Annotated in this window: 26 protein-coding genes; 17 read left to right on the forward strand and 9 right to left on the reverse strand. The window is 37.3% G+C overall.

Annotated elements, in window-relative coordinates:
• The first annotated feature begins 57 nt into the window (after positions 1-57).
• The gene (locus tag AWM68_RS10760) at positions 58-315 is read left to right on the forward strand and encodes a hypothetical protein (RefSeq protein ID WP_066241152.1); all 258 of its coding nucleotides are present in this window, start codon (positions 58-60) and stop codon (positions 313-315) included.
• Here AWM68_RS10760 and sspO read toward each other — a convergent pair.
• Both sspO and AWM68_RS10770 read right to left on the reverse strand, forming a co-directional pair.
• Positions 312-482: a small acid-soluble spore protein O gene (gene sspO, locus AWM68_RS10765; RefSeq protein ID WP_066241155.1), complete on the reverse strand. Its 171-nt coding sequence runs from the start codon at positions 480-482 to the stop codon at positions 312-314. The two genes, AWM68_RS10760 and sspO, sit on opposite strands and share 4 nt — an antisense overlap.
• A gap of 81 nt (positions 483-563) precedes the next feature.
• On the reverse strand, positions 564-755 hold the full coding sequence (locus AWM68_RS10770; RefSeq protein WP_231868414.1) for a DUF378 domain-containing protein: 192 nt from the start codon (positions 753-755) through the stop codon (positions 564-566).
• A gap of 281 nt (positions 756-1,036) precedes the next feature.
• On the opposite strand from AWM68_RS10770, the gene acnA reads away from it, so the two are divergent.
• Positions 1,037-3,763, forward strand: coding sequence for an aconitate hydratase AcnA (acnA, locus tag AWM68_RS10775; protein WP_066241159.1), 2,727 nt, complete (start codon positions 1,037-1,039; stop codon positions 3,761-3,763).
• Positions 3,764-3,799: 36 nt separating this feature from the next.
• On the opposite strand, the gene AWM68_RS21050 is transcribed toward acnA, so the two are convergent.
• Complete coding sequence (locus AWM68_RS21050) at positions 3,800-3,928, reverse strand: FbpB family small basic protein (RefSeq protein ID WP_082820674.1); 129 nt, start codon at positions 3,926-3,928, stop codon at positions 3,800-3,802.
• A 147-nt stretch (positions 3,929-4,075) separates the two neighbouring features.
• On the opposite strand from AWM68_RS21050, the gene AWM68_RS10780 reads away from it, so the two are divergent.
• From AWM68_RS10780 to AWM68_RS10800, 5 genes are all read left to right on the forward strand, one after another.
• The gene (locus AWM68_RS10780) at positions 4,076-4,219 is read left to right on the forward strand and encodes an acid-soluble spore protein N (protein WP_066241162.1); all 144 of its coding nucleotides are present in this window, start codon (positions 4,076-4,078) and stop codon (positions 4,217-4,219) included.
• Between the two features lie 105 nt (positions 4,220-4,324).
• Positions 4,325-4,834 (forward strand): hypothetical protein, encoded by a 510-nt coding sequence (locus tag AWM68_RS10785; RefSeq protein WP_066241164.1) that lies wholly within the window; start codon positions 4,325-4,327, stop codon positions 4,832-4,834.
• A gap of 70 nt (positions 4,835-4,904) precedes the next feature.
• Positions 4,905-5,141: a small acid-soluble spore protein Tlp gene (gene tlp / locus AWM68_RS10790; protein WP_066241167.1), complete on the forward strand. Its 237-nt coding sequence runs from the start codon at positions 4,905-4,907 to the stop codon at positions 5,139-5,141.
• An 85-nt stretch (positions 5,142-5,226) separates the two neighbouring features.
• Positions 5,227-5,649: an acyl-CoA thioesterase gene (locus tag AWM68_RS10795; protein ID WP_066241170.1), complete on the forward strand. Its 423-nt coding sequence runs from the start codon at positions 5,227-5,229 to the stop codon at positions 5,647-5,649.
• A complete protein-coding gene (locus tag AWM68_RS10800; protein WP_066241173.1) occupies positions 5,649-5,945 on the forward strand; it encodes a hypothetical protein in 297 nt (98 codons plus the stop codon). Before AWM68_RS10795 ends, AWM68_RS10800 begins: the two co-directional genes overlap by 1 nt.
• 3 nt (positions 5,946-5,948) lie before the next feature.
• Here AWM68_RS10800 and AWM68_RS10805 read toward each other — a convergent pair whose 3' ends face one another.
• Complete coding sequence (locus tag AWM68_RS10805) at positions 5,949-6,230, reverse strand: HesB/YadR/YfhF family protein (RefSeq protein ID WP_066242438.1); 282 nt, start codon at positions 6,228-6,230, stop codon at positions 5,949-5,951.
• A 142-nt stretch (positions 6,231-6,372) separates the two neighbouring features.
• Here AWM68_RS10805 and AWM68_RS10810 point away from each other — a divergent pair, with 142 nt between their 5' ends.
• Complete coding sequence (locus AWM68_RS10810) at positions 6,373-6,999, forward strand: uracil-DNA glycosylase family protein (protein WP_066241176.1); 627 nt, start codon at positions 6,373-6,375, stop codon at positions 6,997-6,999.
• Positions 7,000-7,008: 9 nt separating this feature from the next.
• On the opposite strand, the gene AWM68_RS10815 is transcribed toward AWM68_RS10810, so the two are convergent.
• The gene (locus tag AWM68_RS10815; protein ID WP_066241179.1) at positions 7,009-8,421 is read right to left on the reverse strand and encodes a Na+/H+ antiporter NhaC family protein; all 1,413 of its coding nucleotides are present in this window, start codon (positions 8,419-8,421) and stop codon (positions 7,009-7,011) included.
• Between the two features lie 472 nt (positions 8,422-8,893).
• Here AWM68_RS10815 and AWM68_RS10820 point away from each other — a divergent pair, with 472 nt between their 5' ends.
• The 4 genes from AWM68_RS10820 (at position 8,894) to AWM68_RS10835 (ending at position 15,348) form a co-directional block, all read left to right on the forward strand.
• Complete coding sequence (locus AWM68_RS10820; protein WP_066241182.1) at positions 8,894-10,426, forward strand: DEAD/DEAH box helicase; 1,533 nt, start codon at positions 8,894-8,896, stop codon at positions 10,424-10,426.
• A 200-nt stretch (positions 10,427-10,626) separates the two neighbouring features.
• Positions 10,627-11,127 carry a metallophosphoesterase family protein gene (locus tag AWM68_RS10825; protein WP_066241185.1) on the forward strand — a complete coding sequence of 167 codons (501 nt, stop codon included), beginning with the start codon at positions 10,627-10,629 and terminating at the stop codon, positions 11,125-11,127.
• A 60-nt stretch (positions 11,128-11,187) separates the two neighbouring features.
• Positions 11,188-11,736, forward strand: coding sequence for a GNAT family N-acetyltransferase (locus tag AWM68_RS10830; protein ID WP_066241187.1), 549 nt, complete (start codon positions 11,188-11,190; stop codon positions 11,734-11,736).
• 99 nt (positions 11,737-11,835) lie between these two features.
• A complete protein-coding gene (locus tag AWM68_RS10835) occupies positions 11,836-15,348 on the forward strand; it encodes a dynamin family protein (RefSeq protein WP_066241190.1) in 3,513 nt (1,170 codons plus the stop codon).
• A 525-nt stretch (positions 15,349-15,873) separates the two neighbouring features.
• Here AWM68_RS10835 and AWM68_RS10840 read toward each other — a convergent pair.
• Positions 15,874-17,328 (reverse strand): UDP-N-acetylmuramoyl-L-alanyl-D-glutamate--2,6-diaminopimelate ligase, encoded by a 1,455-nt coding sequence (locus tag AWM68_RS10840; protein WP_066241193.1) that lies wholly within the window; start codon positions 17,326-17,328, stop codon positions 15,874-15,876.
• Positions 17,329-17,455: 127 nt separating this feature from the next.
• A complete protein-coding gene (locus tag AWM68_RS10845) occupies positions 17,456-18,613 on the reverse strand; it encodes an aminotransferase A (protein WP_066241197.1) in 1,158 nt (385 codons plus the stop codon).
• Between the two features lie 159 nt (positions 18,614-18,772).
• Here AWM68_RS10845 and AWM68_RS10850 point away from each other — a divergent pair, with 159 nt between their 5' ends.
• Positions 18,773-20,032 carry an MFS transporter gene (locus tag AWM68_RS10850; protein WP_066241199.1) on the forward strand — a complete coding sequence of 420 codons (1,260 nt, stop codon included), beginning with the start codon at positions 18,773-18,775 and terminating at the stop codon, positions 20,030-20,032.
• A gap of 255 nt (positions 20,033-20,287) precedes the next feature.
• On the opposite strand, the gene AWM68_RS10855 is transcribed toward AWM68_RS10850, so the two are convergent.
• Complete coding sequence (locus tag AWM68_RS10855) at positions 20,288-20,899, reverse strand: cyclase family protein (RefSeq protein ID WP_066241201.1); 612 nt, start codon at positions 20,897-20,899, stop codon at positions 20,288-20,290.
• 2 nt (positions 20,900-20,901) lie between these two features.
• Complete coding sequence (gene zwf, locus AWM68_RS10860; RefSeq protein WP_066241202.1) at positions 20,902-22,404, reverse strand: glucose-6-phosphate dehydrogenase; 1,503 nt, start codon at positions 22,402-22,404, stop codon at positions 20,902-20,904.
• A 98-nt stretch (positions 22,405-22,502) separates the two neighbouring features.
• Here zwf and AWM68_RS10865 point away from each other — a divergent pair, with 98 nt between their 5' ends.
• From AWM68_RS10865 to ablB, 4 genes are all read left to right on the forward strand, one after another.
• A complete protein-coding gene (locus AWM68_RS10865) occupies positions 22,503-23,339 on the forward strand; it encodes a sulfurtransferase (RefSeq protein WP_066241205.1) in 837 nt (278 codons plus the stop codon).
• Between the two features lie 51 nt (positions 23,340-23,390).
• Entirely contained in the window at positions 23,391-24,221 is an 831-nt protein-coding gene (locus AWM68_RS10870) for a PHP domain-containing protein (RefSeq protein WP_066241209.1), read from the forward strand.
• A gap of 73 nt (positions 24,222-24,294) precedes the next feature.
• Positions 24,295-24,891, forward strand: coding sequence for a trimeric intracellular cation channel family protein (locus AWM68_RS10875; protein WP_066241213.1), 597 nt, complete (start codon positions 24,295-24,297; stop codon positions 24,889-24,891).
• Between the two features lie 122 nt (positions 24,892-25,013).
• On the forward strand, positions 25,014-25,868 hold the full coding sequence (gene ablB / locus AWM68_RS10880) for a putative beta-lysine N-acetyltransferase (protein ID WP_066241215.1): 855 nt from the start codon (positions 25,014-25,016) through the stop codon (positions 25,866-25,868).
• The last annotated feature ends 33 nt before the right edge of the window (positions 25,869-25,901 follow it).

The raw sequence follows: 25,901 nt of genomic DNA on the forward strand, positions 1-25,901 counted from the left end.
ATAAATATGATTAAAATTGGAAGGTTAATGATATCAAACCAAAAAAGGAAGGTAATTATGCCCTATTACAAAGATAAACAACAAGCTTATCAAGCAGCAGAACAAGGCTACCATCATACGATTGACGTCTCGAAGAAACTCGATTCCACGAGCAGTGAGTATGGTGTGTATTACTCACATTTTATGACAGAGAACGAAAAGGCTTGTCAACAAATTGAAAATGCTCTTGAAACGGCTTCTGAACATCAACAGCCTCAGTTAAAGAATTATTTAAATGAACTGCAGCAGCTGCAAAATCAGTTTCCAAAGCCTTAGTGGCGTTTCTTCGTCTTTTTATTGTTTTGGCGTTCCGCTTCGCTTAACTTCTCGTTAGGCAAGCTTAGCGCTTCATTTCCAAATTCAGTATTGTAGCCTGCACCTTTTCCTTGTGCTTTAGCAGCATTCATACCAGGACGCGTATGGTTTGCTTTATTTCTACCCATTATTGTTTCACCTCCGTTGTTATTAGTCTGCTCAATACAAAAAAGAAGAAGCACTCCAAAAAAAGGAGTGCTTCTTTACATTCAGCTTTTATATTTTGAAAGCAACAGCCAAACACCTGATAAACCTACAAGGCTGTAGATTACCTTTGTGACTGTGGTAGCGCTTCCAAAAACTGCTGTAACAAGGTTTAAATCAAAAAGACCGATGAACCCCCAGTTTAATGCTCCGATTAAAACAAGTAATGCGGCTAATTTTTTTAACCATTCCATCATGTTTCCCTCCGATCCATATTGACATGTTACTAAAGTGGAAAACAAAAGAGATATAACGTAATTCACTATATGCAAATGGGAAAATGATGGTGATATTTTATATGATAAGAAAAACTTATGTCGATTGATAACGATTAACTATTTTACTTATGAAAGGGTTTTACGTATGATAATAGAGGGAAAAAAAGATTTTGTGTGACGGTACTCTTAAATTGAACACATTTTTTCGACAATTTTTCTCATAATCGTGTATGATTGTTACTGAAGGGAGAGAGTGGAACATGAAAAGAAATGATGTATTTAATGCCCGTTCTACTTTTGATGTTAACGGTAAGCAATATAGCTATTACCGTTTAGGAGCGTTAGAAGAAGCGGGAATTGGAAACGTATCGAAATTACCCTACTCTGTAAAAGTATTATTGGAATCGGTTTTAAGACAGTATGATGGAAAAGTAATCAACAAAGAACACGTTGAAAACCTTGCAAAGTGGGGGACAAGTGAACTAAAAGATATCGATGTTCCTTTCAAGCCTTCACGTGTTATTCTTCAAGACTTCACTGGAGTTCCGGCTGTAGTTGATCTAGCGTCTCTTCGTAAAGCAATGAAAGATATGGGTGGAGATCCTTCTCAGATCAATCCTGAAATTCCAGTTGATCTTGTAGTTGACCACTCTGTACAAGTGGATAAAGCAGGAACTGAAGATTCTCTTGCTTTTAACATGAATCTTGAATTTGCCCGCAATGAAGAACGTTACAAGCTTTTAAGCTGGGCGCAATCTGCTTTTGATAATTACCGTGCAGTACCTCCTGCGACAGGCATCGTTCACCAAGTTAACTTGGAGTATCTAGCACCTGTTGTTCTTACAAGCGAATCTGAGGGAGAGACAATTGCCTTTCCTGATTCACTAGTAGGTACTGATTCCCATACAACAATGATTAACGGTCTTGGTGTATTAGGATGGGGTGTTGGTGGAATTGAGGCAGAAGCTGGAATGTTAGGACAGCCTTCTTATTTCCCAGTTCCAGAAGTTATCGGTGTTAAACTAACAGGTACACTTCCAAACGGAACGACTGCAACTGACCTGGCTCTTAAAGTAACGCAAGTTTTGCGTGAAAAGAAAGTAGTAGGAAAGTTTGTAGAATTCTTCGGTCCAGGGCTTGCGGAGATGCCTCTTGCAGACCGTGCGACAGTATCCAATATGGCACCTGAATATGGTGCAACTTGCGGATTCTTCCCAGTAGACGAGGAAGCTCTGAACTACATGAGACTGACAGGAAGAACGGAAGAGCAGATTCAGCTTGTAGAAGCATACTGCAAAGAAAACGGATTATTCTATACTGCAGGAGATGCAGACCCAGAATTTACTTCCGTTGTAGAAATCAATCTTTCAGAGATTGAGCCAAACTTGTCCGGACCTAAACGCCCGCAAGATTTGATTCCTTTATCTCAAATGAAAGACAGCTTTAACAAAGCACTTGTGGCTCCTCAAGGAAATGCAGGTTTTGGTTTAACTGCTGATGAGATCAACAAGGAAGTAATTGTTAAGCATCCTAACAACGAAACGTCTACAATGAAAACAGGTGCAGTAGCAATCGCTGCTATCACAAGCTGTACAAATACATCCAATCCCTACGTAATGCTTGGTGCAGGATTAGTTGCTAAGAAAGCTGTAGAAAAAGGATTGAAAGTTCCTGGTTATGTAAAAACATCCTTAGCACCAGGTTCAAAAGTCGTTACTCGTTATTTAGAAGAAGCAGGATTGATGAGTTATATGGATCAGCTTGGTTTTAACCTTGTAGGTTACGGCTGTACGACTTGTATCGGTAACTCTGGCCCACTCGCTCTTGAAGTTGAAAATGCGATCTCTAAAAACGACTTGACTGTAACTTCTGTTCTATCAGGTAACCGAAACTTTGAAGGCCGTATCCATCCGCTAGTAAAAGCAAACTACCTAGCTTCACCACCACTAGTAGTTGCTTACGCACTAGCTGGTACAGTTGACTTTAACCTTCAATCTGATTCTTTTGGAACAGATAAAGACGGCAATGAAGTTTACTTTAAAGATATCTGGCCTACTACAGAAGAAATTAATGAAGCGATGAACAAAGCAGTTACTCCAGAATTGTTCAAAAAAGAATACGAGCGTGTATTTGATGAGAACGAACGCTGGAACGAACTAAAAACATCAGCTGATCAGCTTTATGGTTTTGATGCGGCTTCAACTTACATTCAAAACCCGCCTTTCTTTGAGGAACTTTCTGCAGAACTTAAAGAAATCCAACCTCTTAAAGATCTGAAGTTAATCGCTAAGTTCGGGGATTCTGTTACAACTGACCACATTTCTCCTGCAGGAGCAATTGGCAAAGATACACCAGCTGGAAGATATCTTATTCAAAATGGTGTTGAGCCTCGTGACTTTAACTCATACGGATCTAGACGTGGTAACCATGAAGTTATGATGCGCGGAACGTTTGCAAACATTCGTATCCGTAATGCTGTTGCACCTGGTACAGAAGGCGGATGGACAACATACTGGCCAACTAACCAAGTGATGAGCATTTATGATGCTGCGATGAAATACAAAGAGAATGGTACTGGCCTGATGGTTATTGCAGGAAAAGACTATGGTATGGGATCTTCCCGTGACTGGGCTGCTAAGGGTACTACACTGCTTGGTATTCAAACCGTTCTTGCTGAAAGCTTCGAACGTATTCACCGCTCAAACCTTGTGTTGATGGGTGTTTTACCACTTCAGTTCAAAGATGGAGAGAATGCTGAAACATTCGGACTTACAGGTAAAGAGTCCTTTACAGTTTCAGTTGATGAAAATGTTAAACCTCGTGATCTTGTTCAAGTTACAGCAACATTTGAAGATGGATCTGAGAAAACGTTTGAAGTAATCGCTCGTTTTGATAGTGAAGTTGAAATCGAATACTACCGTCATGGCGGTATCCTTCCGATGGTACTTCGCAATAAATTGGCTCATTCTTCTCAAACGCAAAATTAATACAAAAAACCCTTTGCCTCGCGGCAAAGGGTTTTTTTATGCGTTTTTTGTATGTCTTTCATCAATCTTTTTTTCGAGCTGTTCAATATAAGTCTCATCTTTAAGCAGCTGTCTTTTGTTTTCATTCACAAGCTCTCTAAAGCTCATTTTTCTATTTTTTCTCATATGACACCTCTTCATTTGAACTATTAACAATATGGCCAGTTCAATATCAAAATAATCAGATTTCATTAAAATTTTTGCTGCTTATAAGATGAATAGTTGATTTTGATTAATGGAAAAGTAAAAAGAAGACGAAAGGGGGTAAGACCTTTGAGTAATCCAAAACGCTTTCCAGAAGATTTTGTACCCAATCATATCGGCACACAGCCGCGTGAGAGCAATAGCAACAACGGAAAGAAAATGGCCAACAAGTCGCATGATCACGCCGATTATGTTCCACCAAAAGGAAAATAGATAACGTATGTAAATATTACCTCTCCAAAATTTCACGATTGACTCCCATATATGAAAGATTTTGTCGAAAAAATGTATGTAGTGAAAGAATTAGGAGGGGTACGTTTGATTACGGCATCTGTCAAACCATTACCTGTATCACATAATAAAGATGATCAGGATTATTTATACCGTCAATTAGAGATTGAAATGCAACGATTGGGACACCTTGTTCCATTTCGTGAAGAGTTGAATTGGGAAAAAGAAATTACAACAATTGAAGTTGGTAACGAAGAAACCCTAGATAAATTGAAAAAAGCAGCAGCTAAAAATGATGGTGTATTCTTGTTTTATGCTAAGCTTTTTAAAGGAACGGTTTATCAGCACATCATCCTTCATCCAAATACGGAAGGATTTTATTTACCATTTCGATTTGTAGAACCATTTCAAATTACTGTTAAAAATAAAAGATATTGGATTGGTTCGTCGATCAGACTTGCTGAAGAATTGGCTTGGCTGGAGATCACAATGAAAAATTCAGAAGACGAAAGTGTTGTTGAATATTGGAAATACCTTACAGAACTTTGTGAAACCAGCATTCAGAACATGAGTCCGATCTTACTTCAAAAAAATTAAGAATAAGTTTTTCGGTTTTTGGCGCAAACTAAGATGGTGGTATTACTTCAAGAAAAAAGGAGAATTCATCATGCAAAAACCAAACAAAGATGACCGCAGCAACAACGTTGAACGCTTAGAACAAATGGTTCAAAACACAGAGCAAAATATTTCAGAAGCTAACCAAACGATGGATAACACAGAACTTACGGCTAGCCAAAAAGAACAAATTAAAGAAAAAAATCAGCACCGCCAAGAATCCATCGAACAGTTTCAAAATGAAATTCAAGAAGAAAAAGCCTATAGAGAAGGCAACGATTTCCAATAGTAAAAAGACCGGCATTTTGCTGGTCTTTTTTTGCTTTTTCAACTAAAGTGTAAGAAAAAGATGATAAAAGGGGTATAGGATACATATGAATTTTGTTGAAACAAGTGTTGACGTCAGATATGCAGAAACCGATCAAATGGGAGTCGTTTACCATGCCAACTACCTTATTTGGTTTGAAATCGGCAGAACGAAACTTATTGAACACTTAGGGTTTAAATATGCTGACATGGAAGCACAAGGAATTCTTTCACCTGTAACAGACATTCAGGCTTCGTATAAAAAGCCTTTAACTTATGGACAACAAGCAATAATTATGACTGCTATAAAAGAGTATTCAGGTATAAAAGTTGTCTATCTTTATGAAATTTATAATGAAGATCAGGTTCTTTGTGTGACAGGAGAATCCACACATGTCTGTGTAAAAAAAGATAATTTTAGACCGATCTCCATTAAAAAATACTTTCCAGAATGGCATGAAGCCTATTTGAAAGCGATTATGATCGACTGATGGCTTTTGGTATAAATCGTTCACAGTTAAAGAATTGGAAAAGAGAAGTCGAATCAGGAAAAATAGCCTTTCTTACACACTTTTGGTACGATCCGCGTTTTCCAAATGAGAAAAGTGTTACAAAAGTAGGTTGCAGAGATGTCCAAAAGTTAATAAGCTGGGGAAAACAGTATGGCTTAAAGAAAGAATGGATTCATGAAAGAGATGCTTATCCCCATTTTGATTTACTAGGAGATAAGCAAAAAGAGATCATGAAAGTAGAAGGACGAAGTGAAGAACTGAAAAAGTTTTTATAAATTTTAGTTGTTTGTGTTATGGAAGTCAAATTGTATTTCATCATTCTTTACAGAAACGGTTAAATCACTGCCATCAAAAAACCATTCATCTTCCTCTTCGATAAAAAAGGTTTGTTCATTAATCGTAAGTTCTGCTGCTGGGTGTTTAGGTGTATCTTTTGTAATGCCTAACGAAAAGCCATCCTGTACGGTACTGCATCCTCCAAGCCGTACAAAAAAGCGAATGGAATCACTTGGGGAAGCTTGCAGGTCATTAATAACATGTGTAGCCGTATCTTCATTCATAATAATTTTCAAAATAGAATTCACTCCTTAATGTTGCATGAATAGCTGATGGTGATATTGTGGCATATGATAGTTGGATTCACAAACAAAACGATTGATTTAAACTTTTATTCAATCCTATTTGAAATAGAGGAGTATTGTAATGAATATCCATTCTTTTTTTACTGATGCTAAATCTTTATACAGTGTTCAAGATATCACGACAAAAGAAACTGAAATCATATTTATTTTAGAGTCACCACATAAAGAAGAGATTAAATCGGGTGTCCCTTTAGCAGGGCTTTCTGGACGATCAATGGCAAAAGAATTGTTTTTAGAAGAAGAAATACTTCCCATGGGCAAATTTTTAAAGCAATCCATATTAGACAAAAGGAAAACCATTTATGGAATCGTGAATGTCTGCCCATTTCCTCTTCAGCAAAGCGCTTTTCCTGATCCACAATTTGTTGAAAAGTATAAAGATGAAATACAGGTTGCTGAAGCAGTGAGGATCAGTTCAGCAAAGCGATTTAAAGATGAAAGCAAAGCTGCGTTTGACAATTTGCTAGTAGAAAATTTTGAGAAAAGGCTTTCATCACTTCTAAAGAATGATACGATCATCGTACCTTGTGGAAGGTTTGCTGAAAAATATGTGAACAAGTTAACCATCAAGGACCAATTAACAATCATTTATGGTGTTCCTCATCCTTCTTACAACTCGTGGTCAAGAGAAAGGTATTATAACGTAATTAATAAACTAAGAGAAGAAGGAAAAAAACGAACCTCCTAATCGGGAGGTTCAAAAGAAGAATACCGTAGCTCCATAAAGCACTGCGGTTATTCCTGCTGCAATAAGAGCAGGTTTCAATTTATATCTGGCATATGTGATCACAGAGAGATTTAAAATGCGGGCAATCGTATTCGTATCATCACTTAATGGTGAAGCGAATGCTCCAAATGTACCGCTTGCAAAAACGGCACCAATTACGAGTGGAAGAGAAACGTCCGCAACACCTGCCATCGAAACACCAAGTGGCATTAGAATCCCCCAAGTTCCCCAGGCAGAACCTATAAAATAAGAAACCGCACAGCCGAAAATAAACAGCAGCGGAACAATTACTGAAGCGGGAATCCATCCTGCATATCGTGTAACGAATGCAGAAAAACCAAGCTCTTCGGTTACGGAAGATAAACCCCAAACAACCGCAAGCAATACGATTACGCTCATTAGTTCATTTCCTCCAAAAATAAATCCGTTTAACAGATCTCCTATTTTCATTTTTTGAAAACGGAGGAATAGAAACGTGAAGATTGTTGTGAACAGAAGTGCGATTAACATCGCATCCATTACATCAGCTGATATAAAAGCTTCGAAAAAACCGTCTTGCGTTTTCTTATATCCATCCCACCAAGTTAAAGCAAGAGTAAGGGATACGACTAAGATAAGGGGTATTAGCAGATTGAAGGGCTTGTTAGGAAGATCACGATTAACCGCAGGATCACAGCTATGCCAATCATCCTCTTCTTTTTTACCGACTGCCTTAGGATCACTTTCTTCTGTCGATTTGGAGTGATGAAAAAAACTTAAATAGATTCCTACAATAATCATGACAAAAGAGAAAAAGTTAAACGGTATGCTCTGTATAAAAAGAGAATAGGGATCAGCTTTTATGTTTTCGTTCTTTAATGAGATGTCAACGATTGACGTCATATAACCAACAAAAGCGGTTGCGATCGGTATTAAAACAATAATTGGGGTGGCTGTTGTTTCTATAACGAAACCAAGTTCTTGTGTAGACATCTTAACTTTTTTTAACAGTGCTCTCATGATAGGAGCAATCGTAACAAAACGAAAGCTAGGGGCCGCAAAAGTACCTATCGTTGAAACATATGTTAAAAAAAGTGCACCTCTTTTTGTTTGAATTCTGCTGGATGCTTCTTCTACAAAACCTTTTATTCCACCAGAAAGTTTTATCATCGAAATAAGTCCTGAAAATGCATACAAAAACACTAATATTTTTATATTTTTAGGATCTATTAAACCTTTTACTAAAAAAGCAACCATCTTTTCAAGTCCGCCAACAAGTGTAGGCTGCAGAAGATAAGATCCTGTTAATAAACCTGCTATCAACCCTGGCAATACTTGTTTTGTTTTGATAGCAATTGGAATGACAACTAAAAACGGTATGATTGAAACCCAGTTTTGATCCATATTGGTCCTTCTTTCACACAAAAGATATACCGTTAGCGTGTGATGGTTTCAAAAATTTATTCTCCTGTAAGAAATGAAAAGATGTTTTATCTAAAACTCCATTGGGTAAAATAATACCGTTCTGCCGAAAATAACACATGTTTAAAAGATGTGTAAGAGAAAGATTCAATACAACTTGCAATGGAAAGAGTTGCATTTATTATAGTTACGTGATAAGTTTAACAACGGAATATATATGGACGGAACAAGTTTGAATTACGGATAGCCTTGTAACTATTAACGTTTAATTTTTACGCATATTCACATGGCTAAGCATTTCCAGTCAATTAAAATCGCGGAAATGCTATTTTATGTGCAAATCATGATGTATTTTGAAAAAACAAATTGGCCGGCAGTTTTCACAGTTTATTCAGATGCCGTGTCCACGAGGTTATCGTAAAACCTTTTTCGTCACAGAAAAGGAGATAGAACATTGACAACATTTCAAGAATTAGGACTAAGTCCTGAGTTGCTTCAATCCATCAACAACATGGGATTTGAGGAAGCAACACCGATTCAACGTGACACCATTCCAACGGCATTAAAAGGGACTGACCTAATCGGTCAGGCGCAAACTGGTACTGGTAAGACAGCTGCGTTTGGTATACCGCTAATCGAAAAAATGGATACAAAATCAAGATTCGTACAAGGAATCGTTTTGGCTCCAACACGTGAGTTAGCTGTTCAAGTAGCAGAAGAGCTAAACAAAATCGGTCAGTTTAAAGGAATTAAAACGTTGCCGATCTATGGTGGACAATCCATCGTTCGTCAGATCAAAGCGTTAAAAAATGGTCCGCACATCGTCGTAGGTACACCTGGACGTGTTCAAGACCATATCAATAGAAAAACATTAAAACTAGAGAGCGTTCATACCGTTGTGCTTGATGAAGCAGATGAAATGCTAAATATGGGATTTGTTGAAGACATTGAAAAGATTTTAGAAAATGTTCCAACAGAGCGTCATACGATGCTTTTCTCTGCAACAATGCCAAAACAAATTCAAAACCTAGCTGCTAAATTCATGAAAGATGTTTTATTGATTAAAGTTAAAGCGTCTGAAATGACAGTTAAGAACATTGAACAAGAGTATGTTGAAGTAAAAGAACGTCAAAAATTTGATGCACTTTGCCGCTTTATGGATATTCACTCTCCAGAGCTTGCGATTGTTTTCGGACGTACGAAGCGTCGTGTAGATGAATTATCTGAAGCATTAAGTAAACGTGGCTATTCAGCTGAAGGTATACATGGTGATCTTCCACAAGCAAAACGTGACAAAGTATTGCGTGCGTTTAAGAACAACACAATTGAAGTTCTTGTTGCTACAGACGTAGCAGCGCGTGGGCTTGATATCTCAGGTGTATCTCACGTTTATAACTTCGATATTCCTCAAGATCCAGAAAGCTATGTTCACCGTATTGGACGTACTGGACGTGCAGGGAAAACAGGTTATGCATTAACATTTATTACGCCGCGTGAGATCGATCACTTATATACGATCGAAAAAATTACAAAGCGTAAAATGGTAAAACGTTCGATTCCTTCCGTTTCAGAAGCAATGGAAGGACAACAGCAGATCACACTTGAAAAGTTAATGGAAGTTGTTGAAGAAGATAACTTTAACGGATATAAGCAGACTGCTGTTGAGTTATTAGAAGAAAACGACTCAGTAACACTTCTAGCTGCAGCGCTTAAGCTTCTTACAAAAGAACCTGATACGACACCGGTTAGTCTTACGGATGAGCCGCCATTATCAGTTAAAAAGAGACGTCCTAATAATCGTTTCTCTGATCGCAGACGTTCTGGAGGCCCTAAAAGAGAGGGTGGAGGCGGAAGAGACAATCGCCGTTCTGGATATTCTAAAGGCGAAAGAAGTGGTTCTCGTGATGGCGGAAACCGCAGCAGCGGCAGCCGTGATCAATCATACCGTTCACAAAAACGAGTTCGTGAAGATTTTAAAAACAGATAAGCAAAAAAGCAAGGGTGTCCACCCTTGCTTTTTATTTTTGGCGCTTTTTTAAGCAATCAAAATACAAATATTTTAAACTTATAGTAAAAGAGTAAGGACTATACATTAAAATATTTTGTTAAGTAATAAATTTAAAACGATTCGACAATACTTGGGTTGGGATAACTCAATGAATTTAAATGGAAGGATGACTTTATTTAATGAAAAAGATTCTGATCATATCTGATACCCATATGCCAAGGATGGGTAAAGAGATTCCAGAACCCGTAGTAGAAGTGCTTAAAGATAGTGTTGATTGTATTCTACATGCAGGAGATTGGGCACAGGAATCTGTTTTTGAAGAATTAAAAATGTACGCCCCTGTTTATGGTGTAAAAGGTAACGTTGATAAAGATACTTGGGGCAGCACCCTTCCAGAAAAATTAATCTTTGAGATAGAAGATGTAAGGATTGCAATTGTTCACGGTCACCTAGGAAAAGGAAGGTCCACACCTGAACGGGCTTTCAGACTATGTGAAAATGACGATGTGGAGGTAATCATTTTTGGACATTCTCATATCCCATTTCATGAAGTAAAGAATAACAAGATCCTTTTTAATCCTGGTTCACCAACTGATAAAAGAAGACAAAAGCAGTTTTCGTTTGGGCTTGCTATAGTTGACCAATCAACAATAAAGCTGAATCACCATTATTTTTCCTGATGAATGACAACATGTTAACGAGACATAATAATACAATCATAATTATGGAGGAATAAGAGCATGCCAAATGGGGATCGCTTTTCATTTACCGCAAAAAATGGTGAAGAAATTATCTTAAGACCCGTAGAAGAATATGATGCAGAAGACATTACGGCACATATTGAGGCAATCGTAAAAGCAGGAAGATACTTACAAAAAGAAGAACCTCATTCTGTATCAGAAGAAATTGAATTTATTAAAGAGGTCAAACAAAAAGAGAATATGTATACAGCAGTTGAGCGTAAAGGAAAAGTTGTAGGCATAGCGAGGGTGCTTAAAGGTGAACTGGAAATGAAGAAGCATACTGGTGTGTTCAGAACGTGGATTCATCCTGATGCGCAAGGTCTTGGAATAGGAAAAGAACTGCTGAATTATACTCTGCGCTGGGGAGAAAAAAATAACTTACATAAAATTTGGCTGACCGTTTTTTCCGGAAACGAAAAGGCCGTAAAGGTTTATGAAAAAGTTGGCTTTATTATAGAAGGAAGACAAAAAGACCAGGCGATCATTGAAGACCAAATGGAAGATGAGATTTTTATGGCTTACTTTTTTGATAAGTCGAAAAAATAACTCTATCGGAATCCAGCTAAAAAGATAATCAATGGTGAAATCGTTATCATATATATGGTAAAGTGGATAGTGAAACAGTATTGAAGACAGGTGGATACGATGAAGTCAACGGAAAAAGAACTGTTATATACAGAAAAACAACGATTGATCTCTTTATATGAAGAGTTCCATGAAATGAAGCAATTAAAAGAACAAGAACAACTAAGCAAACTTTTCCTAAAAGTAGCAAAGGAAGAGTTTGCTATAGCTTTTTGCGGCCATTTTTCTGCCGGTAAATCAAGTTTGATCAATGCCCTATCTCAAACAGGAATTCTTCCATCCTCACCGATTCCAACGAGCGCAAACATTGTTAAAATGATACAGGGAGATCCAAAGGCAGTCGTTCAATTGAAGAATAAAGAAATCGTAACATTTAATGATCCTTATGACGTAAATGAAATTAAAGCTCTATGTAAAGATGCAGAGCTTGTAGAGGCGATAGAAATCTATTATGAATCCCCAGGTGATCAAACAAATATCGCTTTTTATGATACACCTGGTATTGATTCGACAGATCCTCTGCATAAAAAGGCTACTGAAAATGTGGTGTACTTAGCGGATTTAATCTTTTATGTCATGGATTATAACCATATTCTTTCTGAAACGAATATTGAGTTTATTCAATCATTGATTCATAGAGGAAAAGCTGTTCGTCTTATTGTTAATCAGATTGATAAACACAGAGAAGAAGAGCTTAGTTTTCATAACTTTAAAGAAAATGTGTTCAAAACGTTTCAAACATTTGGTATCTCAAAAGAACATATCTTTTTTACGAGTGTAAAGAAGCCAAGTTTTTCATACAACGATCTTACCGCTCTTATGGCATATATTAAAAAAATAGAGATTAATAAGGATGCCTTGCTATTAGAGCAAATTAACACTCAGCTGCATCACTTTGTAAGTGACTTTATCGAGAAGACTGAAGAGGACCTCCCTGCATTAGTTGTGGTAAACCAAAAGCTAAATCTCCTCTCTGAAAGCCGGGAAGAGCTTGTAGGACAGGTATCATTGAAAGAGCAGTCTGTAAAAGAAAAGATAGAGAACATTCGAAATCATATGGTCAACATACTAGATTCCGCTCAGCTGATGCCATTTGAGACGAGAGAAAAAGCGGGATTGTATATCGAATCAGCGAAAAAAGACTTTAAAGTCGGATTATTCTTTTCTAAGCAAAAAACAGAACAAGAGCGGAAAGAACGGTTAAAAGCTTTTCAAGAAAAACTTCAAGAATCTGTTGATGCCCATGTCAATTGGCATACTATAACTTATATAAGTTCACTGCAAAAAGAGATCAGCGCAGATTTGACAGATTGGCAGCAGATACAAGTAAAAGAAGAGATGCTGAATTCATTTGTACAATCTGGTTTGTCATCTCAAGGACAAGGACTCTTAAACTATTGCAATAGTATCTCAAACGAAATCAAAAAATTAGCACGGCAGCAAATTAGCGATTGTTTAACATTTGCTTCTGAGCAATTGAACCATTCAAATAGAGAAGAGTTATCAAGACTGCACAAAGAATTGAAACAAAAAGAACAGGAAATAGTTAAACTCCAAAATGAAAAAGAAGCTGCAGAAAAATGGGAAGATCAAAAATTTGAATTAAATAAAATTTTAAATACTGACTTGAGAGGATCACATTCTGTAAGTGATTATGAAAAGATGTTCATAGCAGAATATCATCCGATCTCAGTCGAGTTGTTCAAAAATAAGTTTGATCAGCAATTAGATGTAGATAAGGAAATAGAGCCGGATTCTGCTGAACATGCAGCAAGCAAGAATTTACAAACTGCATCACTTCAAAAGGAAACAGAGAATCTTTCAAAAACAGCAGCGATATTAAAGCCTTTGTCAGGACTCACTCATCTAGCGGAGGAGATGGAGAACCTTCAGCACCGATTTGAAAAAAGGTCTTTTACGATGGTGCTATTTGGTGCTTTCTCAGCTGGTAAATCTTCATTTGCGAATGCATTGTTCGGTGAAAATATTCTTCCGTCTTCACCAAATCCGACAACTGCTGCTATTAATGAAATTAGGTTTCCAGATCAAGATAATAAACACGGTTCGATCGTCATTCATATGAAGAGCAAGGAAGAAGTTCTTCAAGAAATCAATATCCTTTTAGAAACAATACAAACTGATTTAACGTTTTTAACAGAAACAAGAGATGAAAAGATACAATCTTATAGAGAAGGATTTGGATGGGCGAACAAACATTTAGGGAAGACGCTTCATTCAGATCTTACTGACATAAGCAAGTATGCAGCAGATGAGACGAAAGCTTGTTTTATTAAAAAAATCACTGTGTATTATAGCTGTCCGTTAACGGAAAAGGGATTAGTCTTAGTCGACACACCTGGAGCAAATTCTATCCATTCCCGTCATACTGAAGTAGCTTTTGAATATATGAAGCATGCAGACATTATTATTTATCTTACTTACTTTAATCACGCGTTTTCATATGCTGATCGAGAGTTTTTAATTCAGTTAGGAAGAATCAAAGATACCTTTACGTCCGATAAGATGTTTTTTGCCATTAATGCTTCTGATCTAGCAGATAGTGAAGAGGATAAGAAGGATGTAGTGAATCACGTTAAAAGTAATCTCCTTACTTTTGGGATACGAAACCCGAGATTGTTCCCTGTGTCGAGTAAGAACAAATTACTTCACCCTGATCGGTCTGACAGCGGTTTTGGTCCTTTAACAGCAAGTTTGTACTCATATATTGAGCATGATCTAGAGCATAGCATGATTAAGAGTGCACAGTCTTCTATCACACATGCACGCCTCACGATTCAAAATATCATTAACGAGACAAAGCTGCGCATGGAAAAAGAGGATGAATATATAGAAAGCTTGCAAATACGAGAGCAAACGCTTATTGATTATGGAAAGAGTAAGGTCACAATATCAAGAAAACAATTTGACCAAGAGCAAAAGGAACTTCTTTATTATATTAAACAACGGGTATTGATTCGTTATCATGACTTTTATAAAGAGACGATTCATCCTGCTGCTGTGCAAAGTTCTAAAGCAGCTCTATCATTCTGTATAAAAGAGCTTTTCGCCAAACTTTCACATGATTTGAATCAAGAATTTAAAGCATGCTCATTAAGGTTAGATCATTGGATACAAAAAGGTATAAAAGAGAAAGTAGAACACATGATTGAAAAAGCGAATGACGAAGGGGTAAGTCTGCAGCAATCAGATCATACGTATTTATACAGAACACCTGCATTTTCTTTAGCAATAGAAGGTACTGATGAAACACAGCAAAAGAAATGGTTATCTTATTTTAAGAATCCAAAACAATTCTTTGAACAGAACGGTTCGATGGATTTAAAGAATGATCTTGTGATTGAGGTAGACAAAAAAGTGGAACACTGGGTGATTGAAGCGAATAAGAAGCTATCAGAACACTATGATCAAATATTGTTAAACGCCGAAACGAAGGCAAGACAGCAAATCATCGATCAATTGGCTGCTTATTTCGAGGAGTTAAAGAAGCCTGGAGATTTAGAAGAAAGATTGAATCAGATGCAGCACAGCTTAAAACAATTGCATCAGCTGTAAAGTGAGAGACTGTTTTCGGAAGAACGCCTGTCGCACTAGTCCGCAGGAGTCAGTACCCTATGCTTCAATTATTACAAGTTATTATTAGAATCCAAAAAAGACTTAAACCACCTCGCATTGACGAGGTGGTTTAAGTCCTTTTTATGTATAACAAATCACTTTCCCTGGATGAAAAAGCTAAAAAAACAAGGACTTCGCATGGACATCATATACGAAGTCCTTATTTATTCTTTTCGAAATACTTCAATGAATTGACCGTATCATCCCAGTAAGTTCAAAACAAACAATGAATACGAAAAAGATTTGATACTTTGAAGATTTATTGTTTTTTTTGTTCTTTTGCTTCATTGCCAAGTGATTGGAGTGAAAGGTGGCGAGACACTTATACGTAAAACGTACGAATGTGGCTCACCGCCTACCCGGCTGAAAGCGAAGCACCTGAAACGGAAATCAACTCTTCCAAAAGACAACCAAAACTTATATTTAGGCTTTTTTTGCCTCGCCTAAAAAAATGCTGATTTTAATTTATATGAATGTTGGTTTATTCATCGATTGAAACAGTTCCACAGTCTTAAGATCAGAATCAGACGGATGTGTATACGCCTCTTTATACTTTTCCGGTCCTTTGCCTGTAATAATCACTACAGCGTTCGGTGGAGCTTCTTTCAAAGCAAAGAAAATTGCTTCTGTTCGATCTGGAACAATGACAGGCAGTTGGGATGCTTTTGGAATTGCTTCTTGAGTTTCTTGAACGAGTTGATCACGATCCACACCGTTTAAATCATCAACCGTTAAAATGGTTTTCGTCGTGTATTCTAATGATATACTGATCATTTCACTTCGTTTCGTTAAATCCCGGTTACCTCTGAATCCGAAAACATGATAAAGTGGGCGATTTCCTGCTTTTTTGCTAGCTGCTTCAAGCACTTGAGATACACCATCAGGGGTATGAGCATAATCAACAATAACTTCTGTCCCATTTTGAAGGATGATCTCTTCAAATCGGCCAGGAATTCCAGCAAAACTTTTTAAATACTCTATTGAGCTTTTAATAGGTATTCCATAGTCTAATGCTGCAGCAATGGCAGCGGTTGTATTTAAAGCATTGTATTCACCTGGAAGAGGTAAAGGCACAGTTACCTGAAGTGTCTCATGAACCAAATTAAATGAATTTTTTCCTACATCTTCAATATAAAATGAGTCAGTTTTTCTTTTGCCGTAAGTCCAGACTTGGAGATCATTTTTTTTATTCAGTTCTTCTGTTAATCGCTTACCATAATGACCCTCACTGCATATAATCGCTGTCCCTTTATTTTTTAAATAGGAAAATAATTTAGCTTTACATAGATAGTACGATTCCATTGTTCCGTGATAGTCCAGGTGGTCATGAGTTAAGTTTAAAAAGATGGCTTGATCATAAGTAATTCCTTCAATTCTTTTTTGTTCTAATCCATGTGAACTAACTTCCATAACCACAGTATCATCTTTGCTTTCGCTTAACATCTGCTGAAGAGTAACAGGATCAGGAGTAGTGTGTGAACTCTTCACCTTAGTACCATTAATAAAGTGATATACGGTTCCGAAAAGAGCGGTAGAAATACCATGTGAATCAAGTATATGCTGAAGTAAGAAAGAAGTTGTGGTTTTGCCGTTCGTACCCGTTATACCAGTCATCTTATGTTTTTTATAAGGTTCTTCATAAAAGTAAGAAGCAGCTAAACTCAATAATTGTTTAGTATCCTTAGCATAAAAATAATGACCTGGTCCAATTTCCTCATCATACTCACCAATAATGGCTGCAGCACCGTTTTCAAATGCTTCTTGTATGTACTGATGGCCATCCGCATGCACACCAGAAATAGCAAAAAATAAGTATCCAGGCTTTACTTTTTTTGAGTGAGAAGTAATTCCGGTGATTACAGGATCATCCTCGGTTGTAGTTGATATATGCAATTGGTTTAATAAACCGTTTAACTTCACAAAAACGCATCCTTTGAATAAATTAATTTTAGTTTTTTTCTAATTCAAATTTCTATACAAAGTCATTGAATTAACCATAAAATCTTTATGTTAACTTATTCGAAAAAACTGCCCAATTTAGGGCAGTTTAAGTAAGGGAATTTATAAAGTTTTCGATTCCATCCATACCTTTTATTAACTGTTCCATAGAAGCAGCGTAAGAAATTCGAACATACCCTTCACCAAGAGTAGTGAACGCGTCGCCCGGGACAACGGCAACTTCCTCATTTTGTAGCAGTTTTAATGCAAATTCATAAGAAGTTAAGCCATATTTTTTAACAGATACAAAAAGATAAAATGCACCATTTGGTTTTTCAAAAGAAATACCCATCTTTTCAAGTCGGTTACAGCAGTATTCTAATCGCTGTTTGTATGCTTCACGCATTTCAGAGGCATCATCTTTACCATTTGTTAAGGCTTCTATAGCAGCAGCTTGTGAAATGGTAGACGCGCAAGTGACATTATATTGATGAACTTTTAATACATGCTGCAATAGGTTTTGCGGGCCAAACAAAAGTCCGATGCGCCAGCCAGTCATGCTGTGTGACTTGGACAAACCGTTTATGACAAATGTTTTTTCCCTCATTCCTTCATAGTGAGCAATGGAATGATGATTACCGTTGTATTTCAGTTCACTATAGATCTCATCTGAGAGTACAAAGATGTCTTTTTTCCTCAAATAGTGAGAGAGCTCCAATAATTCATGATCTTCAAGTACAACCCCTGTCGGATTAGATGGGGAAGGGATGATAATCGCTTTTGTTTTGTCCGTGATATGTTTGTCAATCAATTCAGGAGTAACTTTAAAACCAGTCTGTGTTGTATCTATATATATAGTGTTCGCACCACATAAAGTGATTACGGGTTCATAGCCAGGGTAAACAGGTGCAGGAAGCAGAACATCATCACCGTTGTTTAAAATTGTGCGCAATGTAATATCGATCGCCTCGCTAGCTCCTGCAGTAACGATCACTTCACTTGTCGGGTCATAGTTGAGCTCATACTTTTCTTTTACAAATTCAGAAGCGGCTTTTCTCAGCTCAATATAGCCTGCGTTATGTGAATAAACGGTTTGATTGTTATGTATCGCAGCAATAGCAGCTTCTTTTACGTGTAATGGAGTAGGAAAATCCGGCTGGCCAAGTGTTAAGGATATGGCATTGGGAAACTGAGCAACTTCGTTAAAAAACTTACGAATTCCTGAAATTTGAATTGATTTAGCATGATCGTTTAGTAAATGTTCCACACAGAATACTTCCTTTCATTTTTCAGCAAAATTGCAAAAAGTACGTTCCCACCAAGTGTATCTTTAATTGCTTTCTTCAGTCAATGGGTGGATTTTCTTGTATGGTTTTATGACTTTTTACAATACTAAAGAGGTAGACATACGGTTGTGGAGGAAATTATGGAAGCAAAGAAAAAGTTAGACCTACTTGCACTCGCATCCATTCCCCTTGTAATGACACTGGGGAATTCTATGCTTATACCCGTTTTGCCTGAAATCGGAAAAGAACTTAATATTAGTTCTTTTCAAGTTTCCTTAATTATTACCGTTTATTCGATCGTTGCCATCCTTTTAATACCGATTGCAGGGTATTTGTCCGACCGTTTTGGCCGAAAAAAAGTAATAATACCTAGCCTCTTTATTGCCGGCGTTGGAGGATTGATTGCAGGTTGGGCCGCTTGGCAGTCCGATAATGCATTTACGTTTATACTAATTGGCCGTTTTCTTCAAGGTGTTGGTTCTTCGGGTGCAGCTCCGGTCGTTTTACCATTAGTGGGGGATATGTTTAAAGATGAAGAAGAGGTAAGTTCAGGTTTAGGGTTGATTGAAACTTCAAATACGATCGGTAAGGTTTTAAGCCCAATATTGGGGGCATTTTTAGCAACTATCATCTGGTTTTTACCTTTTTGGCTCATACCTGTATTCTGTATTGTTTCTATTCTTTTAGTGTTATTTCTTGTTAAAGTGCCAAAAAAAGAACAAGAACAACAACCGTTTAAAGAATACATTAAAAACATTAAGAAAATTTTTCACAACGAAGGCAGATGGCTTATTGCCATATTTATAATCGGCGGCATCATCATGTTTGTGTTATTCGGCATCTTGTTCTATCTGTCCACGATTTTAGAAGAAAAATATGGCGTAAAAGGGATCATGAAAGGCTTGGTCATTGCATTGCCTTTGCTTGCTCTATCAATAGCTTCTTTTATTGCTGGGAAAAAGATTAAGCAAAATAAGGTAGTTATGAAATGGTGTACTTTCTTATCAATGGTCCTTTTAGGTGGGTCCGTATTTTTAATCACCTTTACTGAGAACGTCTATTTTTTATTAGGCGCATTATTTATTGCGGGAATTGGTATTGGTGCTGCTTTACCATGTTTGGATGCACTTATTACTGAAGGAATTGAGAAAGAAGCAAGAGGATCTATTACATCGATCTACAGTTCGATGAGATTTGTGGGTGTAGCATTAGGCCCTCCTGTATATGCCATTTTAATGAAATCTTCACATGAACTCGTATTTTACACATCAGCAGGAATTAGTATCGTTGGTGCGGTTGCTGCATTTTTTGCTATAAAACCTGAAAAAGAAAAAGGCGGGGGAGATGAGGAAACGAAAGATCCTCAAATGAACAAAAAGTTAAAACCAGCCTTAGAATAGTTCAAATAAAAAAAGCAGCGGAAAATCCGCTGTTTTTTTTATCTGGCTTTCTTCTATAGATTGTTGCTTTGGAAGCATTTTGTTCAATTCTCTCCTATGATAAGTTGATTGGAGTGTAAGGTGTGAGACTCTCGGCTAGGACAGGCTGGCAGGTGAGACACTTAAGAGTGAAACGAACGAATGTGGCTCACCGCCTGCCCCGCGGAAAGCGAGCACCTGGAGCGGAAATCAACAACTTTCAAGAGCTACAGAGTGTTATTGTTCAATTAAGACGACCCTTGCAGGTGATGCATCCAATCCTCTGATCTTTAGAGGAGCAGCTACCATCAAGTATTCGCCTTCAGGCACATCTTTTAATTGAAGCCCTTCTATAATGATTACGTTGTTTTGAAAAAGCTGTTTATGAGTAGGGTGATTCTCTTGTGCACGCTCAACACCTAGAGCATCAATACCAACACCAGCTACACCGATCTCGGCCAATACTTTAGCAGCTTCGCTGTTCACATAGATGAATTCAAAATTGAATTCTGTGTCCCAAGAATTTTTAGTTTTAAAAAGGACAAAATCATCTTTTTGAATATCTTTTCCTGCAAGATCATTAGCAGAAATGAACTCGCTTGAACTTGTAAGATCAATCACTTTTGCTTTTCGGACGAGTTTTTCAATCGGCAGGGTTTCAATTGTGTCACCGCCAGGCACCATGTGAAGTGGTGCATCTACATGTGTTCCCGTATGAACATCCATTGCGATCCTTGTTTCTGTAACATGACCGCTTTGAGCGGTGTTAAACTGAGGCTGTTTTTCAGGTTTATTTTTATATACCGGCATACCTTCATAAATCGGTAAAGAAACATCAAAAATCTTCATGGTTAACATTCCTCTCTAACTTTTGTAGGTTCCCACCAAGAATGGCCGTCTCTATTCAATAATTCATCTGCTTCAACAGGGCCCATGCTGCCAGAAGGATAGTGTGTAACAGGTGAACCTGTACCATCAGCCCAAGCTTTTGTGATGCGGTCAATAAAGTCCCAGCTAAGTGCTACTTCATCCCATCGAGTAAAGTAAGTTGAATTTCCAAGAAGACAATCATGGAGAAGCTTCTCATACGCTTCTGGAGAGTTCATCTCAGCTGTTGTCTTATTGTTATAGGTCATATCAATCGGCAACAGATCAGAAGTATCACCTTTTGGTTTAGCATTCAGAGTCAGACTTACACCTTCATCAGGCTGAACGTGAATTCTTAAAAGATTCGGCTGATATTTTTCTGTTTTTGCATGATAAAGAGCCATTGGGCCTTGCTTGAATTGAATAACGATTTCAGTCGATTTTACAGCCATTCGTTTTCCTGTACGAATATAGAATGGTACGCCTGTCCAACGGAAATTATCAATAAACAGTTTTGCTGCTACAAATGTTTCTGTTTGAGACTCAGGAGCTACATTTTCTTCTTGAAGATAGCCTGGAACTTGTTCTCCGTTCATCTTTCCAGCGGAATATTGTGCCCGAATCACATTCCTCTTTACTTCTTCTTCATTAAAGAAGCGCAATGAACGAAGTACCTTTACTTTTTCATCACGGATATGTTCTGGCTTTAGTTCGCCTGGCGGTTCCATAGCAACCATCATTACCATTTGAAGCATGTGGTTTTGTACCATATCAAGTAATGCACCCGATTTTTCGTAATAAGCAGCTCGATCTTCTACACCTAGAGTTTCACTTGATGTGATTTGAACAGAGTCAATGTACTTGTTGTTCCAGATGGATTCAAAGATGGCATTTCCAAAACGAATCACTTGAATGTTTTGGACCATTTCTTTACCTAGGTAATGGTCGATGCGGTATATATCATCTTCATTAAAACTTTGCTGAATCTCTTCATTTAGTTTTGTAGCAGAAGGAAGGTCATGACCAAATGGTTTTTCAATTACGATGCGCTGCCAGCCTTCTGTATTTGTTATACCTTCTGATTTTAAGAAAGTAGGGATGATTCCGAAGAAGCTTGGAGCCATCGCTAAATAGTACAAGCGATTCCCGTTTGTTTGATAATCTCTGTCAAGTACGTTTAATAGTTCTTCTAATTCATGGTAACTTGGTTTACTCGTTACATCCATTTTTAAATAATAAAAATGTGAAGAGAATTTTTTTACAATGTCTATATCTGCATTTGGTGCATGTTCGTTGATAGCTGAAGCGACTTCAGCTTGAAATTCTTCATGTGTATATTCTTTTCTAGAAACACCAACAACAGAAAAATTCTCTTTCATATGTCCCTTTTGATACAATTGGTAAAGGGCAGGGAATAATTTTCGGTGAGCAAGGTCACCAGTCGCTCCAAACAATACGATGGAAGCGTTTGGTATCGTATGTATCATTTTCTACGTCACTTCTTTCTATCTTTTCTAATAGTTACAGCTTTCCCTAGATGCAGTTAAAATAACGTAATACTTATTAAATAGGAGGTTTGAAAAATATGTCCAATTTTGTAAAACCCGAGTGGATAAACCAAAACACTAACAGAGATGATATCGTAATCTTTGATTGCCGGTTTTCGTTAGCTAATCCTATTGAAGGATATGAGCTGTATAAACAGGATCATATCGAAGGTGCCTATTATGCAGATCTAAATCAACATCTATCAGGACATGTTTCAACACATGGCGGTCGTCACCCAATACCTTCCGTAAACATACTATCACAATTTTTAAGCCGTTGTGGAGTGGACTCTGAAAAAATTGTTGTCGCTTACGATGATCAATCAGGTGCAATGGCTTCAAGACTTTGGTGGCTTTTGAAATACTTGGGTCATGATAACGTATATGTTATGCAGGGCGGCTACACACACTATAAAGAAAAAGGCTATCGCATCACAAGAAAAATGCCTATAGAAAAGCGAGCAAACTTCAAGTCAAAAGTGAGGGAAGAGATGCTTGTCACAAAAGATGATATTTTATCTGTTATAAAAAACAGGAACAAAATTCTAATAGACGCCCGGGAGGCGAATAGATATAAAGGAATAATCGAACCGATTGATCACAAAGCGGGTCATATACCTACGGCTATAAATATTCCTTGGGAGACGCATTTTAATAAAGCAGGCTGGTGGAAAGAAAGGAATGAACTGCAGGAATTATATGCAGCTAAGCTCAGTTCTGAAGAAACGGGAATCGTATACTGCGGATCAGGCGTGACAGCGTGCGTCAATATTCTCGCGATGAATGAAGCAGGAATCACAAATACAGCACTTTATGGAGGAAGCTGGAGTGATTGGATCAGCTATCATGAGAATCACATTGAAAAAGAGCAATAACAATAAAATTTCACGTACCGTACTTTAAATATAAATTTTAGGAGACAAAAAATGAAACAAAGCGATCTACATACACATACTACCGCATCAGACGGGACTTTTAGCCCAGCAGATAATATTAAGAGAGCGCTTGAAAAAGGTCTCGGAGCTATTGCAATTACCGATCATGATACGGTAAGCGGAATAGAAGAAGCGATGTTAGAAGCCAGTAAACATCCAAATTTCGAATGTATCCCTGGAATTGAAATCAGTACATTATATAACGGGCAAGATATTCATGTTCTCGGGTATTTTATCGATTATAGAGATGAGGAGTTTCTTTCTGCTTTAACAAGTCTCACTTCTGTTAGAGACAAAAGAAATGGAATGATTCTTCAAAAACTTAATAAACTTGGAATCAACATTAAAATATCTGAATTAGAAGCGAAAAGGCACGGAGATGGCAATGTTGGAAGAGGACATATTGCTGAAATCTTAATGGAAAAGGGGATTGTTCAATCTCTTCCTGAAGCATTTGACAAATATTTAGGAAAAGGAAGAGCTGCATATGCTACACCTGAGCGGATATCACCAATAGAAGCTATACAAATCATAAAGAAGGCAAAGGGTGTTCCCGTATTAGCACATCCGGGTATCTATGATGCTGATGAACTCATTCCTTTATTATGCGGAAATGGTTTGGTTGGGATTGAGTGCTGTCATCCAGATCATACAACACAGCAAGTGAAACATTACAAAACATTAGCTGAAAAACATTCGTTAGTAGAAACAGCAGGAAGTGATTTTCACGGTTTTCGAAATGGTGAAGTATTTCACGGAGATCTTGGAAGTTGCAGTGTGCCATTAAGCACGATTGAAGACTTAAAAAATTTTTGCAAATAATCCTTGCCAGTCGGTTCATAACCTTATAAGATTCAATACGGAGTATATTGTTTTTTAGAAAGGAAGAACGGGTTTGACTTGGGATTTATTAAATATCATTGGGACAATCGCTTTTGCCATTTCGGGTGCTTTAGTTGCAATGGAAGAAGATTATGATATCCTCGGTGTGTTTATTTTAGGTTTAGTTACCGCATTTGGCGGAGGTGTTTTAAGGAATGTGTTAATCGGACTTCCCGTAGACACCATCTGGGAACAGGGCCTTTTGCTAAAATCAGCACTTGCATCAATGGGCATTGTTTTCTTTATGCCGGAAACGTTTATTCAATATTCAAAACGAAGTCTTCATTTTTTTGATGCGATCGGTCTTTCTGCATTCGCCATTCAAGGTGCCATTGCTGCAACTAGCATGAACCATCCAATAAGCGCAGTGATTGTTGCTGCGATCTTAACGGGAATCGGTGGAGGAATGATTCGCGACGTGCTTGCAGGACGAAAACCGGTTGTATTACGTGAAGAAATTTATGCAGTTTGGGCTTTACTCGGCGGCTTGATAGTAGGACTAAATATTGTAAACAGTACAGTTGAATATATGATTCTTTTTGTTTGTTTGGTTGCTTTTAGAATGCTATCTCTCAAATTAAAATGGAGACTCCCTCATAGAGCTCTCTAACAGTTGCAACAATTTAATCCAAATTTAAAACCATCTGAAGGAAGGTGGTTTTTTTTGTGCAGGAATTTACTCTTTAGTTATGGAAGTTAATTTATGTGATAGATGTGACAGGAGGAGAAAACATGCAGACTACATATTATGAAAATCAGAAGGTACAAAAACCTCAATTTACTGCAGATTCTTGCTTTGACTATTATAACGAGCGGCTTCGTATCGATGACTATCGAGGATGCGTGAATCAATTAATCATATGGTTAGAAGAGGAAGCGATAAAGAACAATTTTTATAAAGTAATTGTTAAATCTCGTTATGAGGATTTAGCTCTTTGGATTCAGCAAGGATATATCTATGAAGGGGAATTTACTCAATATTTCAATGGTGCTTCTGCTATTGCCATGTGTAAATACTTTAACAATGAAAGAAGAAACAGTTTATATTGGATGGATGAAGACAACATATTAAAAGGAGTAATGAAGTTGCCGCAAGGTGTTTCTCTAAGTCCATTACCTAAAGAATATTCAATCAGGATGGCTGATGTTCAGGATGTAAAGTCACTTGCAGAATTATATAGAGAAGTCTTTGAAGTATATCCTACACCAATGGATAATCCAGACTATGTTTTAAAAATGATACAATCTGGAACATTGTTTTGTGTGGTCGAACATGAAAAGAAAATAGTTAGTGCTGCTTCTGCTGATGTAAATTCAATGTATCATAATGCTGAGATTACGGATTGTGCGACCCTTCCAACTCATCGGAAATTCGGTCTAATGAAGCACTTAGTGAACCAGCTTGAGAAAGAATTATTTAACCGTAGGATCTATTGTTCTTATTCTATCGCACGTGCATTATCTTTTGGTATGAATGCCGTTTTTTATCAAAAGGAATATAACTACAAAGGAAGGCTTGCTAACAACTGCAAGATTTTTGACAAATACGAAGATATGAATATTTGGGTAAAAGATCTATCACGTTAGGTGCCGGATTTTTGGCACGTTATGACGAAAATT

The sequence above is a fragment of the Fictibacillus phosphorivorans genome (genome assembly GCF_001619875.1).
Lineage (GTDB): Bacteria > Bacillota > Bacilli > Bacillales > Fictibacillaceae > Fictibacillus > Fictibacillus phosphorivorans_B.